11 protein-coding genes are annotated in these 14,530 nt (G+C 67.6%); 4 read left to right on the top strand and 7 right to left on the bottom strand.

The window, feature by feature from the left end; all coding sequences use genetic code 11:
- Positions 1–254: 254 nt before the first annotated feature.
- From AC2D80_RS05665 to rsxB, 3 genes are all read left to right on the top strand, one after another.
- Positions 255–1,451: an amino acid aminotransferase gene (locus AC2D80_RS05665; protein ID WP_484631995.1), complete on the top strand. Its 1,197-nt coding sequence runs from the start codon at positions 255–257 to the stop codon at positions 1,449–1,451.
- A 177-nt stretch (positions 1,452–1,628) separates the two neighbouring features.
- Positions 1,629–2,966, top strand: a complete 1,338-nt coding sequence (locus AC2D80_RS05660; protein ID WP_484631994.1) for a polyhydroxyalkanoate depolymerase — start codon at positions 1,629–1,631, stop codon at positions 2,964–2,966.
- Between the two features lie 15 nt (positions 2,967–2,981).
- A complete protein-coding gene (gene rsxB / locus AC2D80_RS05655; protein ID WP_484631993.1) occupies positions 2,982–3,641 on the top strand; it encodes an electron transport complex subunit RsxB in 660 nt (219 codons plus the stop codon).
- A gap of 25 nt (positions 3,642–3,666) precedes the next feature.
- Here rsxB and AC2D80_RS05650 read toward each other — a convergent pair whose 3' ends face one another.
- Together AC2D80_RS05650 and AC2D80_RS05645 are read right to left on the bottom strand one after the other, a co-directional pair.
- The gene (locus tag AC2D80_RS05650; protein ID WP_484632650.1) at positions 3,667–5,043 is read right to left on the bottom strand and encodes a methyl-accepting chemotaxis protein; all 1,377 of its coding nucleotides are present in this window, start codon (positions 5,041–5,043) and stop codon (positions 3,667–3,669) included.
- A gap of 1,013 nt (positions 5,044–6,056) precedes the next feature.
- The gene (locus AC2D80_RS05645) at positions 6,057–6,317 is read right to left on the bottom strand and encodes a hypothetical protein (protein ID WP_484631992.1); all 261 of its coding nucleotides are present in this window, start codon (positions 6,315–6,317) and stop codon (positions 6,057–6,059) included.
- 174 nt (positions 6,318–6,491) lie between these two features.
- On the opposite strand from AC2D80_RS05645, the gene AC2D80_RS05640 reads away from it, so the two are divergent.
- Positions 6,492–6,863 carry a cupin domain-containing protein gene (locus AC2D80_RS05640; protein ID WP_484631991.1) on the top strand — a complete coding sequence of 124 codons (372 nt, stop codon included), beginning with the start codon at positions 6,492–6,494 and terminating at the stop codon, positions 6,861–6,863.
- A gap of 28 nt (positions 6,864–6,891) precedes the next feature.
- Here AC2D80_RS05640 and AC2D80_RS05635 read toward each other — a convergent pair whose 3' ends face one another.
- From AC2D80_RS05635 to scpA, 5 genes are all read right to left on the bottom strand, one after another.
- Positions 6,892–7,356 (bottom strand): VOC family protein, encoded by a 465-nt coding sequence (locus AC2D80_RS05635; protein ID WP_484632649.1) that lies wholly within the window; start codon positions 7,354–7,356, stop codon positions 6,892–6,894.
- 140 nt (positions 7,357–7,496) lie between these two features.
- Positions 7,497–9,551, bottom strand: coding sequence for an acetyl-CoA carboxylase biotin carboxylase subunit (locus AC2D80_RS05630; RefSeq protein WP_484631990.1), 2,055 nt, complete (start codon positions 9,549–9,551; stop codon positions 7,497–7,499).
- A gap of 132 nt (positions 9,552–9,683) precedes the next feature.
- A complete protein-coding gene (locus AC2D80_RS05625; protein WP_484631989.1) occupies positions 9,684–11,216 on the bottom strand; it encodes an acyl-CoA carboxylase subunit beta in 1,533 nt (510 codons plus the stop codon).
- An 18-nt stretch (positions 11,217–11,234) separates the two neighbouring features.
- Positions 11,235–12,236, bottom strand: a complete 1,002-nt coding sequence (gene meaB / locus AC2D80_RS05620) for a methylmalonyl Co-A mutase-associated GTPase MeaB (protein ID WP_484631988.1) — start codon at positions 12,234–12,236, stop codon at positions 11,235–11,237.
- A 13-nt stretch (positions 12,237–12,249) separates the two neighbouring features.
- Complete coding sequence (scpA, locus tag AC2D80_RS05615) at positions 12,250–14,418, bottom strand: methylmalonyl-CoA mutase (RefSeq protein WP_484631987.1); 2,169 nt, start codon at positions 14,416–14,418, stop codon at positions 12,250–12,252.
- Positions 14,419–14,530: the final 112 nt, after the last annotated feature.

Here is a 14,530-nt window from a genome sequence, read left to right as displayed (position 1 = left end):
CGTGCAGGCGCCGCCTCGAGACAGTCACCGGTCACACCTTAGTAGCAACCGCGTAACCGATGGTAATCCATGCGCGCGACGGTTCCCCACCCCACGAAGGGGCGCACCAGCGAACCAGTGATGTGGTTCGCGGAAATGCGCACTATTTCTCGGATGGCAGCGCAGGCGGTGCCAGATCGAAGGCGCTGAGTTCCAGGCGGCGGCGATCAGCCCGCCGGCATAAAATCCTGCTTTTTCCTTCCCAACCAGCCGCCATGTCCCTCTTCTCCGCCGTCGAAATGGCCCCGCGCGACCCGATCCTGGGTCTGAACGAACAGTTTGCTGCCGACACCAACCCCAGCAAGGTCAACCTCGGTGTCGGGGTGTATTTCGACGACAACGGCAAGCTGCCGCTGCTGCAGTGCGTGCAGGCCGCGGAAAAAGCCCTGATGGACAAGCCCGCCGCGCGCGGCTACCTGCCGATCGATGGCATCGCCGCCTACGACGCCGCGGTCAAGGGGCTGGTGTTCGGCGCCGACAGTGAACCGGTCAAGAGCGGCCGGGTGGCCACGGTGCAGGCCATCGGCGGCACAGGCGGCCTCAAGATTGGCGCCGATTTCCTCAAACGCCTGAGCCCGAACGCCACGGTGCTGATCAGCGACCCGAGCTGGGAAAACCACCGCGCGCTGTTCGCCAACGCCGGCTTCCAGGTCGGCACCTATGCCTACTACAACGCTGAAAAGCGCGGCGTGAATTTCGAGGGCATGCTGGCCAGCCTGAATGCCGCCGCGCCGGGGACCATCGTGGTGCTGCACGCGTGCTGCCACAACCCGACCGGGTACGACATCACGCCGGCCCAGTGGGACCAGGTCATCGCCGCGGTGAAGGCGCGTGGCCTCACGCCCTTCCTGGACATGGCCTACCAAGGTTTCGGGCATGGCATCGCGGAAGACGGTGCCGTGATTGCGAAGTTCGTGGCGGCTGGCCTGGACTTCTTCGTGTCCACCTCGTTCTCCAAGAGCTTCAGCCTGTACGGCGAACGGGTGGGCGCCTTGTCGGTGCTGTGCGCCAGCAAGGAAGAAGCGGACCGTGTGCTGTCGCAACTCAAGATCGTCATCCGCACGAACTACTCGAACCCGCCGACCCACGGTGGCGCGGTGGTCGCCGCGGTGCTCAACAACCCGGAGTTGCGCGCGCTCTGGGAGCAAGAGCTCGGCGAGATGCGCGTGCGCATCAAGGCGATGCGGCAAAAGCTCGTGGACGGGCTGAAGGCCGCCGGCGTGACGCAGGACATGTCCTTCATCACCACGCAGATCGGCATGTTCAGCTACTCGGGCCTGAGCAAGGACCAGATGGTCCGCCTGCGCAGCGAGTTCGGCGTTTACGGCACGGACACTGGCCGCATGTGCGTGGCCGCGCTTAACAGCAAGAACATCGACCACGTCTGCCGCTCGATCGCCGCGGTGATGTGACCGCCATTGCCCCGGCGCAGCCCGCCGCTGGCGGGCTTTTTCACGCCAGCACGGCCGCCTGACACGGCGCGGACATCGCCAACGCGACAACAACGGTACCCGGCCGGGTGTTTTCCCTTGAGCGGGAAATGCCACATTCCGTTATATTGCTGCACTGCAACAATCGGAGTTTTCGCGATGCTTTATCAGTTCTACGAAACGCAGCGCTCCATCATGGAACCCTTTGCCGATCTGGCGGAGGTGGCGTCGCGCATGTTCCGCAATCCGATGCTGCCGCTGTCGCAGCTGCCAGGCGCCCAGCGCATGTCGGCCAGCTACGACCTGCTGCACCGGCTGGGCAAAGACTACGAAAAACCGACGTTTGGCATCCGCACCGTGGCCGTGGATGGGGTGGACGTGGCCATCCACGAGCGCGTGGAAATGGACAAGCCGTTCTGCGAACTGCGCCGCTTCAAGCGTTTCAGCGACGACCCGGCCACGCTGACCAAGCTCAAGGCGCAGCCGGTGGTGCTGATCGTGGCCCCGCTGTCGGGTCACTACGCCACGCTGTTGCGCGACACGGTCAAGACGATGCTCAAGGACCACAAGGTCTACATCACCGACTGGAAGAACGCCCGGCTGGTGCCACTGGCCGAGGGTGAGTTTCACCTCGACGACTACGTCAACTACGTGCAGACCTTCATCCGCTACCTGCAAGCGACCTATGGCAACTGCCACGTGATGAGCGTGTGCCAGCCGACGGTGCCGGTGCTCGCGGCGGTGTCGCTGATGGCCAGCCGCGGTGAAACCACGCCCCTGTCGATGACGATGATGGGGGGGCCGATCGATGCCCGCAAATCGCCCACCGCGGTGAACAACCTGGCCACGCAACGCAGCCACGCCTGGTTCGAGACCAACGTGATCTACCGGGTGCCGGACAAGTTTCCCGGGGCCGGACGCCGCGTCTACCCGGGCTTCCTGCAGCACTCGGGCTTCGTGGCGATGAACCCCGACCGCCACGCCAACAGCCATTACGACTATTTCCAGAATCTGGTCAAAGGCGACAACGAGAGCGCCGAGGCGCATCGGCAGTTTTACGACGAGTACAACGCGGTCCTCGACATGGACGCCGACTACTACCTCGAGACGATCGCCACGGTGTTCCAGGAGTTTCGCCTGGTCAACGGCACGTGGGATGTGCGCAATGACGCCGGGCGGGCCGAGCGCGTGCGCCCGCAGGACATCCAGCACACCGGCCTGCTCACCGTCGAGGGTGAGCTCGACGACATCTCGGGCTCCGGACAAACGGCCGCGGCGCACGACCTGTGCACCGGCATCCCCGAGGCTCACCGCATGCACTACGAAGCCAAGGGCGCGGGCCACTACGGCATCTTCAGCGGCCGCCGCTGGCGCGAGATGGTGTATCCGGTGGTGAAGTCCTTCATCCTGAGCCACCAGCCAGCGGCCGCCGCCGGGGCCTCGGTCACGCCGCCCACCGCCAAGCGGCCCGCACGCCGCCGCGCTGCGACCGCCTGAGACAGCCCGGCCGGGATGGACGAGGCGCTCGTTCGGCGGATCGACGCGGCCCTGCCCCAGACGCAGTGCCAGCGCTGCAGTTACCCCGACTGCGAAAGCTACGCGCGGGCCATCGCTGCCGGGGAGGCGGGCATCAATCAGTGCCCCCCGGGCGGCCAGGCGGGCGTGGAGCGGCTGGCGCGCATCACCGGTCTGCCCGCGCAACCGATCGATCCGCGCTTTGGCATCGAGGGCCCCGTCACCGTCGCGGTGATCGACGAGGACTGGTGCATTGGCTGCACGCTGTGCATCAAGGTGTGCCCGACCGACGCCATCGTCGGGCTAAACAAGCGCATGCACACCGTCATCGAACCGTACTGCACCGGGTGCGAACTGTGCATCCCGGTCTGCCCGGTGGACTGCATCTCGCTGGATGTGGTCAGCGGCGAGCGCAGTGGGTGGGACGGCTGGAGCGCGGCACAGGCCGCGCAAGGCCGGGCCCGGTACGACGCCCGCCGCGCCCGGTTGGTGCGGGAGAAGCAGCACCAGGAGGCCCGGCTGGAGGCCAAAGCCGCGGCCAAGCTGGCCGACCTGCCGGCGCATTCGGCGATCACCGATCCCATCGAGCTGGACCGCAAGCGGGCGGTGATTGAGGCCGCGCTGGCCCGCGCGCGCAGCCGCCGCGCTGGCGGCTGATCGGGCCGCGGCTTCGCGGCGGCGATCAGGCCGCGGTCAGCAGCGCCGCCGTCTTGTACACGCCGCAGCCGACGTACAAGTCGTCGACCTTCACGACATACGACATCTTGGTCTGCACCGCGCCCGTCACCGGGTTCACGATGTCGTATTCCACCCAGCCCACCCCCTGCTCTGCCTGGGCGATGATGGCGCTCAACAAGGCCTGACCGTCCACGCCCGGGATGTCCTGCACCCGCGAGCCCACCTTCTCGGGTTTGCCGCCGAAGGCGCGATAGACACCCGTGCGATCGAGCGCGAACACATACATGTCGCGGTCGTGGAATCCGCTGGACGGCTCGGTGAGCTGGCGCACAAATTCGTCGCGACCGAGCCGCTGGCGCTGATCCATCGCGCGGTCCACCAGCGCCATGGCCTCTTCGGCCGTGCCCTGCTGCAGCTTGAACGAGGCCACCGCGCTCGCCAGGCTGGCCGCGCGCTGCTCCAGCAGGTTCGCCTGGTGGACGGCGCGCTCCACCATCTGGGCGTTGCGCTGCGTGATCTGGTCGAGCTGCGACACCGCCGAGGAAATCTCGCTCAGGCCGCTGCTCTGTTCGGCGCTGGAGGCGGAAATCAGCGACATGTTGGATGCCACGCCGCGCACGCCACCCACGATCTGCCCGATGCTCTCACCCGCGCCGCGGATGAGCGACACGCTGGAGGAAACCTGCGAACTCGACGACTCGATCAGCTCACGGATTTCCTTGGCCGAGGCCGCCGACCGCTGCGCCAGCGTGCGCACCTCGTTGGCCACCACCGCGAAGCCGCGGCCCTGCTCACCGGCGCGGGCGGCTTCCACCGCCGCGTTGAGCGCGAGGATGTTGGTCTGGAAGGCCAGGCTGTCGATCACGCCGATGATTTCGTTCATGCGCTGCGCGCTGCGCTGGATGCCTTCGACCGACGCCACCGCGTGGCCCATGGACTGCGCGCCCTGCTCGGCCACGTCCCGCACCCGTGCGGCCTGCTGATCGGACTCGTTGGCGGTCTGGGCGTTTTGAGCCACCGTGCTGGTCAGCTCCTGCACGCTGGCCGCGGTCTGTTCGAGGCTGGCGGCCTGTTGTTCGGTGCGGTCGGCCAGCTCGCGGTTGCCGTCGGCCAGGCTCTTGCCGGCGTGCGCCACCAAGGCCGAGTTGCTGCGAATCTGAGCGACCATGGCCGAAATGTTGTTCATCATCCGCGCCAGCAGCTCGGTCAGCTCGGCCAGCTCGTCGCGTCCGCGGGGCGCCACCGCGTGTTGCAGGTTACCCGCGGCCGTGGCGCGCATGGCACCCATCACGCGGTTGAAGTCGCCCACAAAGCTCAGGTAGAAGCCGGCCATCAGATACATGAGCAGCGCAATGCCGGTGAACGTGGCGCCCACCGCCACCCAGCGCCGCTGCTCGAGGGCGCTCAGGCGCGCCGACAGCTGGGTGTTCAAGGACTTCAGCACCGCGTCCTGAAACGCGGCCACCGCACCGATCGCTCGCGTGCCCTGCTCGAAGTAAGCCGCGGCTTCCAGACTGCCCGGTCGGTCGAACGCGCCGCGCGCCGCGGCCAGGAACTCGCCCGAAGTTGCGATGGCGGCCTGGCTGCCCGGCGGCACCTCAATGTGGCGCTTGAGCAGGTCGATCGCCGCGGACGCGTCGCCGATGTCGCCCTGCGCCATCTCAATCTTCAGACGCACCGCATTCACCACCTCGGGCTGGGGCTCGGAGCGGGCGAGCTGGCCGGCGCCCTGGCCGCGGATCTGGCCCAGCGCCTCGGTCCACGGCAGCGTGCGGCTCACGGCCATGTCCATCAGCAGGTAACTGCCCGGCTCGGGGTCAAACAGCAGACCGCTGCGGTCTGCGGTGGCGTAGACAAACCGCTGCAGCGACTGCACCAGTTCGGAATGGGTGCGGAAGGCATTCGGCGCATCCATGCTTTCGGTCTGGGTCAAGCCCTCCACGCGCGCCTTCAGCGGCGCCCACAGGCTGACCAGACCCAGGTCGGGGCGGGAGGCCAGCTCGCGGTCGATGTCGCCGAGCAGCCGCTGCTGCGCGCGGCGCGTGTCGGCCAGCGCCGCCGGGGCACCCGGGTTGCCAGCCTTGGCCAGGTTGGTTTGACCCCGATGCTTCTGCACCTCGGCCACGAGATCGCTCACCCCATCAATCACCCGCGCGCCGAACTGCTCGTTCTGGGTGAACGTGATGTCCGCGCTGACGCGCTGGATCAGCATCACCGCCACCACCACCAGCGGGACCAGCAGGGCCAGCGACAACATCGCGAGCTTGACCGGCAGTCGCAAGCGCCGCATGACCCAGATGGCGGGGTTGAAAAGTCGGGTGAACTGCATGAAAGGTCTCCGATCGGCTCCTGTCGGCCTATCGACTGTCCTAGACAAGACTTGAACGCGGCCGCTCAGTGGAGCGCGGACACCCCCGACGCCTCTTGCTGGAAACGGCGGAACAGTTCCATGGCCAGGCAATCGAGCGTGGGATCGCCGAGGGTTTGCGCCTGTGCCATCTGCGCCACCGCGTACCGGCGGTCGCTGCGCATGAGGCTGCGACTCACGCTCATGCCATGGCGGGCCATGCGCAGGCTGAACGCCTCCAGCAGATCGTCGCCGGCGAACGGCGGCGCGGTGGCGGCTTCCGGGGTCGGGACGGCGGTGGTGATCATGGGGGCTCCGGGACGGGGTTCGGGGTGATCCAAGCGTAGGGGCGCGCGGCCGCGGGCGATGCGATGAAAAGACGGCCGCGAGGCGGCTTAATCGGCGGTCCAGGCCGCGTCTGGATGCGGGTTTGCCTGGGGGGGTCCAGGAGAGGCCGAAGGGGCTTTGCGAAAATCCCGGGCATGAACACCCCCACCCGCCTGATCAAGCTCACCGCCCACCCCGACGGCACCCCCGACATTGACCACCCGCGCCCCGAGCGGCTCGTGCGCGGCAACCCGCGCCGGGAGACGTGGAACGTGTGGGACGATGCGCTGCCCGCCGGACGGGTCTACAGCGGTGTCTGGCGCTGCGAACCGGGGCGCTGGCGCATCGCCATGGGAGCGACCGAGCGCGAGCTGTTCACCGTGGTCGCCGGTCGCTGCCGCGTGCACGACAGCCACGGTGGCTTCGAGGAAGCCGGGCCCGGCGAAGCGATCCTGATCCCACCGGGCTTCAACGGCGAGTTCGAGGTGCTGGAGGCGGTGACCAAGACCTACCTGATCACCGAGTGAGGCGGACGGGCGCCCTGGCCCGCCGCGCTCAATGCGGCTGGGCGGCCAGCGCGGCGAACGCCTCGACCACCGCCGGTGGCGCCTGCACCAGCTCAATCAGCACGCCTTCGCCCGCGATGGGAAACTCGTCGCTTGCCTTGGGGTGCAGGAAGGTGATGTCGTGGCCAGCCGCGCCACGGCGAATGCCGCCCGGCGCGAAGCGCACGCCCTGCGCCGTCAGCCAGGCCACCGCCTTGGGCAGGTCGTCGATCCACAGGCCCACATGGTTCAGTGGCGTGGTGTGCACCGCCGGCTTCTTCGCCGGATCGAGTGGCTGCATCAGATCGACCTCCACCGTGAACGGCCCGGCGCCCATGGCGCAGATGTCTTCATCCACGTTTTCGCGCTCACTGCGGAAGGTGCCTGTCACCGACAGGCCCAGCATGTCGACCCACAGCCGCTGCAGGCGCAGCTTGTCCGGGCCGCCGATGGCGATCTGCTGAACGCCCAACACCTTGAAGGGGCGGGGCGGCGTGTCGGCACGATCCGGCGCCGGGCCGTCCGCAGCCGGATCAGCCCCCGGACCCGGCGAGGACCGGGGCCCTTCCCGGTCCAGGGGCAACGACCCGCGCAGCGGTGGAACGTGGGGGCCGGTCATTTCTCGAACTCCACGATCGGCTGATCCACCACCAGCGATTCACCCTGCTGGGCCAGCACCTTGGCAACCACGCCGTCGGCGCTGGCGAACAACACGTTCTCCATCTTCATGGCCTCGATCACGGCCACGCGCTCGCCCGCCTGCACCTTCTGGCCCGGCTGCACCGCCACCTGGACCAGCAGTCCCGGCATCGGGGACAACACGAAGCGGCTCATGTCCGCCGGTGCCTTGAACGGCATCAGCCGGTGCAGCGCCGCCATGCGCGGCGACACCACCATCGTCTCGACGCGCGTGCCGTTGTGCTGCACCACCAGCGCCAGCGGGTTGCGCGCCGTGCCGCGCTCGACCTGCGCGGTGAAGGGCTGTTCGTTGCAGACGCCGCTGATGCAGATGTCGTTCAGGCGCGAAGGGCTCTGGATCTCGTAACGGCGCTCGCCGATGGTGACCACGGCCGCGCCCACCTGCCCGGTGATCTCGTCCACATGGACCGTGGTGTAGCGGTGCTGGCCGGCCTGGGTGTCCAGCGTGATCACCACGAAATCGTGACCCACTTTCACGCCGTAGCCCGGCAGTTGCCCGCTGATGCCCGCAGCGCGCTCACGGCTCTTGCGGCGCACGAAGGCGGCCAGCGCGACCAGAAAGTCCGGGTCGTCGTGCGGCACATCTTCCGCCCGGAACCCGTGGGCATAGTGCTCGGCGATGAAGCCCGTGTTGAACTGCCCCGAGACAAACTTCGGGTGGGCGAGCAGCGCGGCCTGAAAGGGAATGTTGCTTTGCACACCGCGGATCACGAAACCGTTGAGCGCCGCGCGCATCTTGGCGATCGCGTCCAACCGGTCTTTCCCATGCACGATCAGTTTGGCGATCATCGAGTCGTAGAACATCGGGATCTCGCCACCCTCCTGCACACCCGTGTCCACGCGCACCCCGAAACGCGCCTGCGTGTCGGCCTGCCACATCGACTGTGTCGGCGCCGCGAAACGCACCAGGCGGCCGGTGCTGGGCAGAAAGTTGCGGAACGGGTCTTCCGCGTTGATGCGGCACTCGATCGCCCAACCCTCGCGCTTGACGTCCGCCTGGGTGAGCGGCAGCTTCTCGCCGGCGGCCACGCGAATCATCAGCTCGACCAGGTCCAGGCCGGTGATGCATTCGGTCACCGGATGCTCCACCTGCAGGCGCGTGTTCATCTCCAGGAAGTAGAAGTCCTGGTTTTTGCCGACCACGAACTCCACCGTGCCGGCGCTCTGGTACTTCACCGCCTTGGCCAGCGCCACAGCCTGCTCGCCCATGGCGCGGCGGGTCTCGTCGCTGATGAAGGGCGATGGCGCCTCTTCGATCACTTTCTGGTGGCGGCGCTGGATGGAGCATTCGCGCTCATTCAGGTAAATCACGTTGCCGTGGGCATCGCCCAGCACCTGAATCTCGATGTGGCGCGGCTCCTGGACGAATTTCTCCATGAACACGCGGTCGTCACCGAAGCTGTTGCGAGCCTCGTTGCGGCAGCTGGTGAAGCCCTCAAAGCATTCCTTGTCGTTGAAGGCCACGCGCAAGCCCTTGCCGCCGCCGCCGGCGCTGGCCTTGATCATCACCGGGTAACCGATCTTCTGGGCGATGGCCACCGCCTCGTCCGGGGTCTGGATCGGCTCGTTGTGGCCGGGGATGGTGCTGACACGGGCTTCGTTGGCCAGCTTTTTCGAGGCGATCTTGTCGCCCATGGCCGCGATCGAGTAGTGCTTGGGGCCGATGAACACGAGCCCGGCCTCTTCCACTTTCCGGGCGAAGTCTTCGTTCTCCGACAGGAAGCCGTAGCCGGGGTGGATGGCTTCAGCGCCCGTGGATTGGGCGGCGGCGATGATGGCGTCGCCGAGCAGGTAGCTCTCGCGCGAAGGCGGGGGGCCCAGGCGCACCGCCTCGTCAGCGAGCTGCACGTGGCGCGCCTCTTTGTCGGCGTCGGAGTACACCGCCACGGTGGCAATACCCAGCTTCTTGGCGGTGGCGATCACGCGGCAAGCGATCTCGCCACGGTTGGCGATCAGGATTTTCTTGAACATGGTGATGTCCTACTTCTCAAATGTGGGAGTGCCGAAGCCGCCATCCAGCGGACACCGCAGAACCGGCTTGGCCGGGCTGCAGGTGTCGCCCCCTTGAGGGGGTCACGCGAAGCGGCGCGGAGGTGTTCCAGTTCACAGCGGAATATTCCCGTGCTTGCGCCACGGGTTCTCCAGCTTCTTGTCCTTGAGCATCACCAGCGAGCGGCAGATGCGCTTGCGCGTTTCGTGCGGGAGGATCACGTCGTCGATGAAGCCGCGCGCGCCGGCCACGAAGGGGTTGGCGAAACGGGCCTTGTACTCGGCTTCGCGCTCGGCCAGCTTGGCCGGGTCCTTTTTCTCTTCGCGGAAGATGATCTCCACCGCACCCTTGGCGCCCATCACCGCGATCTCGGCGTTGGGCCACGCGAAGTTCACGTCGCCGCGCAGGTGCTTGGACGCCATCACGTCATACGCACCGCCATAGGCCTTGCGGGTGATCACGGTGATCTTGGGCACGGTGCACTCGGCGTACGCGTACAGCAGCTTGGCCCCGTGCTTGATGATGCCGCCATACTCCTGCGACGTGCCGGGCATGAAGCCGGGCACGTCCACGAAGGTCACGACCGGGATGTTGAAGGCGTCGCAGAAGCGCACGAAGCGCGCGGCCTTGATCGAGCTCTTGATGTCCAGGCAACCCGCCAGCACCAGCGGCTGATTGGCGACGATGCCCACCGTCTGACCGTCCATGCGCGCAAAGCCGATCAGGATGTTCTTGGCGTACTCGGGCTGCAGCTCGAAGAAGTCGCCATCGTCGACCGTCTTGAGGATCAGCTCCTTCATGTCGTACGGCTTGTTCGGGTTCTCCGGCACCAGCGTGTCCAGGCTCAGGTCCATGCGGTCGATCGGGTCACCACTGGGCCGCACCGGCGCCTTCTCGCGGTTGTTGAGCGGCAGGTAGTTGAACAGGCGGCGCAGCATCAGCAGCGCCTCCACGTCGTTGTCGAAGGCCAGATCGGCCACGCCGCTCTTGGTGGTGTGCGTGATCGCACCGCCCAGTTCTTCGGCGGTCACCTCCTCGTGCGTCACGGTCTTCACCACCTCGGGACCCGTCACGAACATGTACGAGCTGTCCTTGACCATGAAGATGAAGTCGGTCATGGCCGGCGAGTACACCGCACCGCCCGCGCTGGGGCCCATGATCATGCTGATCTGCGGCACCACGCCGCTGGCCAGCACGTTGCGCTGGAACACGTCGGCATAACCGCCGAGCGAGGCCACGCCCTCCTGGATGCGTGCACCGCCCGAGTCGTTGAGGCCGATCACCGGCGCGCCCACCTTCATGGCCTGGTCCATCACCTTGCAGATCTTCTCGGCGTGGGCCTCGGAGAGCGCACCGCCAAAGACGGTGAAGTCCTGGCTGAAGACGAACACCAGGCGGCCGTTGATCATGCCGTAGCCGGTGACCACGCCGTCGCCGGGGATCTTCTGGTCCTGCATGCCGAAGTCCACGCAGCGGTGTTCCACGAACATGTCCCATTCCTCGAAGGTGCCTTCATCGAGCAGCACCTCCAGCCGCTCGCGGGCGGTGAGCTTGCCTTTGGCGTGTTGCGCGGCGATGCGTTTGTCGCCGCCGCCCAGGCGCGCGGCGGCGCGCTTGCGTTCGAGTTCGTCGAGGATGTCTTGCATGGGTTGCTCCGGGAAAAATCAGTCAAACAAGGCCAGCAGCTGGCGCGCGGCGGCGCTCGCGGGCAGGCTGCCCGCGAGCACGCGGGCGGTGGTGTCGTCCAGGGCGGCGCGCACCGCGGGGTGCGCGCGGAAGCGTTGCTTGAGGCCGGCGTCGATGCGCTCCCACATCCACGCCCCGGCCTGCTGGCGGCGACGCGCCTGCCAGGCGCCATTGGCCTGCTGACAGTCGCGAAAGGCGCTCACCTCGGCCCAGAAGGCGTCCACGCCCTGCCCCAGCAAGGCGCTGAGCTGGATGGCGCGCGGGTGCCAGCGGGTGGTGTCGTGGTGGCCGTGCTCGGGCCGGCCCTGCAGGCCGAGCAGCCGCAGCGACGAGGTGATCTGGGCCCGCGCGCGGGTGGCGGCGTCGGGGTCGATGTCGGCCTTGTTGATCACCACCAGATCGGCCAGCTCCATCACGCCCTTCTTGATCGCCTGCAAATCATCGCCGGCGTTGGGCAGCTGCAGCAGCACGAACATGTCGGTCATGCCCGCCACCGCGGTCTCGCTCTGGCCCACACCGACCGTCTCCACGATCACGACGTCGTAACCGGCGGCCTCGCAAACCAGCATGGCCTCGCGCGTCTTGTCGGCCACGCCACCCAGCGTACCGCCGCTGGGGCTGGGCCGGATGAAGGCGCGCTCATGCACCGACAGGCGCTCCATCCGCGTCTTGTCGCCCAGGATGGAGCCGCCCGACACCGAGCTGGAGGGATCGATCGTGAGCACCGCCACGCGGTGACCGAGGCCAATCAGGTGCAGCCCGAGCGACTCGATGAAGGTGCTCTTGCCCACACCCGGCACGCCACTGAGTCCGAGCCGGAAGGCGCGCCCGGTGTGGGGCAGCAGCGCGGTGAGCAGCTCATCCGCCTGCGCGCGGTGGTCGGCGCGCGTGGACTCGAGCAAGGTGATCGCCTTGGCCATGGCCCGGCGCTGGGCCATGCCCGCGCCGCGCGCCACGCCGTCGATCAAGGCCTGCGGCATCGCTGCCCGCCCCTCAGGCCAGCGCCTGCTTGATCTGTTCCAGCACGTCCTTGGCGCTGGCGGGAATCGGTGTGCCCGGGCCGTAGATGCCCTTGACGCCAGCTTCATACAGGAAGTCGTAGTCCTGGCGCGGGATCACGCCGCCCACGAAGACGATGATGTCGTCCGCTCCCTGCTTTTTGAGCTCGGCGATGATGGCCGGCACCAGCGTCTTGTGGCCAGCGGCCAGGGTGCTGACGCCGACCGCGTGGACGTCGTTTTCGATGGCCTGGCGGGCGCATTCCTCGGGCGTCTGGAACAGCGGGCCCATGTCCACGTCGAAGCCCAGGTCGGCGAAGGCGGTGGCCACCACTTTGGCGCCGCGGTCGTGCCCGTCCTGCCCGAGCTTGGCGATCATCACGCGCGGGCGGCGGCCGTGCTGCTCGCCGAATGCGGCGATCTCTTGCTGCAGCTGCGCCCAGCCTTCGGCGCTGTCGTAGGCGGCGGCGTACACGCCGGTCACTTTCTGGGTGTCGGCGCGGTGGCGGCCAAACACCTTCTCCAGCGCGTCGCTCACCTCGCCCACGGTGGCGCGCAGGCGGATGGCGCGGATGCTCAGGTCCAGCAGGTTGCCCGCGCCGGATTCGGCCGCGGCGGTGAGCGCGTCCAGCGCGGCCTGGACGGCGGCGCCGTCGCGCTTCGCACGCACCGCCGTCAGGCGCGCGATCTGCGCCTCGCGCACGGCCACGTTGTCGATGTCCCGCGCCTCCACCGGCGGCTCGTCCTTCAGGCGGTACTTGTTGACGCCGACGATCACGTCCTTGCCGCTGTCGATCCGGGCCTGCTTCTCGGCGGCCGCCGCCTCGATCTTCAACTTGGCCCAGCCGCTGTCCACCGCCTTGGTCATTCCGCCCATGGCGTCGACCTCTTCGATGATGGCCCAGGCGGCGTCCGCCATGTCCTGGGTGAGCTTCTCCATCAGGTAGGAGCCGGCCCACGGGTCGATGACGTTCGTGATGTGCGTCTCTTCCTGGATGATGAGCTGCGTGTTGCGCGCGATGCGGGCGCTGAACTCGGTGGGCAGCGCGATGGCTTCGTCAAAGCTGTTGGTGTGCAGCGATTGCGTGCCGCCGAACACCGCGGCCATGGCCTCGATCGTGGTGCGCACGACGTTGTTGTACGGATCCTGCTCGGTCAGGCTCCAGCCCGAGGTCTGGCAGTGGGTGCGCAGCATCAGGCTCTTCGGGTTCTTCGCGCCGAAGCCCTTCATGATGCGGCACCACAGCAGGCGCGCCGCCCGCATCTTGGCGATCTCCAGATAGAAGTTCATGCCGATCGCCCAGAAGAAGGAGAGGCGCCCGGCGAACTCGTCCACGTCCATGCCCTTGGCGATGGCGGTCTTGACGTACTCCTTGCCGTCGGCCAGCGTGAAGGCCAGCTCCAGCGCCTGGTTGGCCCCGGCTTCCTGCATGTGGTAGCCGGAGATGCTGATCGAGTTGAACTTCGGCATGTGCTTGGCCGTGTACTCGATGATGTCGCCGATGATCCGCATGCTCGGCGCCGGCGGGTAGATGTAGGTGTTGCGGACCATGAACTCCTTGAGGATGTCGTTCTGGATGGTCCCGGAGAGCTTGTCCTGCGGCACGCCCTGCTCTTCGGCCGCCACCACATAGCCAGCCAGCACCGGCAGCACCGCGCCGTTCATCGTCATCGACACGCTGACCTTGTCCAGCGGGATGCCGTCGAACAGGATCTTCATGTCCTCCACCGAGTCGATCGCGACACCGGCCTTGCCCACGTCGCCGGTCACGCGCGGGTGGTCGCTGTCGTAGCCGCGGTGCGTGGCCAGGTCGAAGGCCACGCTCACGCCCTGGCCGCCGGCGGCCAGCGCCTGGCGGTAGAAGGCGTTGCTTTCCTCGGCGGTGGAGAAGCCGGCGTACTGGCGGATGGTCCACGGACGCACCGCGTACATGGTGGCCTGCGGGCCCCGGATGAAGGGCTCAAAGCCGGGCAGCGTGTCGGTGTGCGGCAGGCCGGCGGTGTCGGCCGCGGTATAGAGCGGCTTGACGACGATGCCGTCGGGCGTGGTCCAGTTCAGGGCGGCGAGGTCACCGCCGGGGGCCGATTTCTGGGCGGCGCGGGTCCACGCGTCGACGCTGGCGGGGGTGAATTCGGGGCGGTTTCCGGAGGTCGAGTCGCTCATGGTCGCGGCGGGGTCGAAGGCGTGGCGGTGGTCGGTGTGTCGGACACCGGGCGGCGGCGCGGAAATCGGCGGGCGGACTTCCGGGTGCGACGCGCGGGGCCCCACAGGCGGC

The organism is Hydrogenophaga sp. T66, from assembly GCF_057219855.1.
Note: the sequence above shows the minus strand (reverse complement) of the source record. Positions and strands in the feature narration are given on the sequence as shown.

Bases quoted from the DNA above. Each gene is read 5' to 3' on its own strand.
- AC2D80_RS05640 (WP_484631991.1), top strand. From the start codon at position 6,492: ATGAACACCCCCACCCGCCTGATCAAGCTCACCGCCCACCCCGACGGC.
- AC2D80_RS05665 (WP_484631995.1), top strand. From the start codon at position 255: ATGTCCCTCTTCTCCGCCGTCGAAATGGCCCCGCGCGACCCGATCCTG.
- meaB (WP_484631988.1), bottom strand. From the start codon at position 12,236: ATGCCGCAGGCCTTGATCGACGGCGTGGCGCGCGGCGCGGGCATGGCC.
- rsxB (WP_484631993.1), top strand. From the start codon at position 2,982: ATGGACGAGGCGCTCGTTCGGCGGATCGACGCGGCCCTGCCCCAGACG.
- AC2D80_RS05645 (WP_484631992.1), bottom strand. From the start codon at position 6,317: ATGATCACCACCGCCGTCCCGACCCCGGAAGCCGCCACCGCGCCGCCG.
- AC2D80_RS05625 (WP_484631989.1), bottom strand. From the start codon at position 11,216: ATGCAAGACATCCTCGACGAACTCGAACGCAAGCGCGCCGCCGCGCGC.
- scpA (WP_484631987.1), bottom strand. From the start codon at position 14,418: ATGAGCGACTCGACCTCCGGAAACCGCCCCGAATTCACCCCCGCCAGC.
- AC2D80_RS05660 (WP_484631994.1), top strand. From the start codon at position 1,629: ATGCTTTATCAGTTCTACGAAACGCAGCGCTCCATCATGGAACCCTTT.
- AC2D80_RS05630 (WP_484631990.1), bottom strand. From the start codon at position 9,551: ATGTTCAAGAAAATCCTGATCGCCAACCGTGGCGAGATCGCTTGCCGC.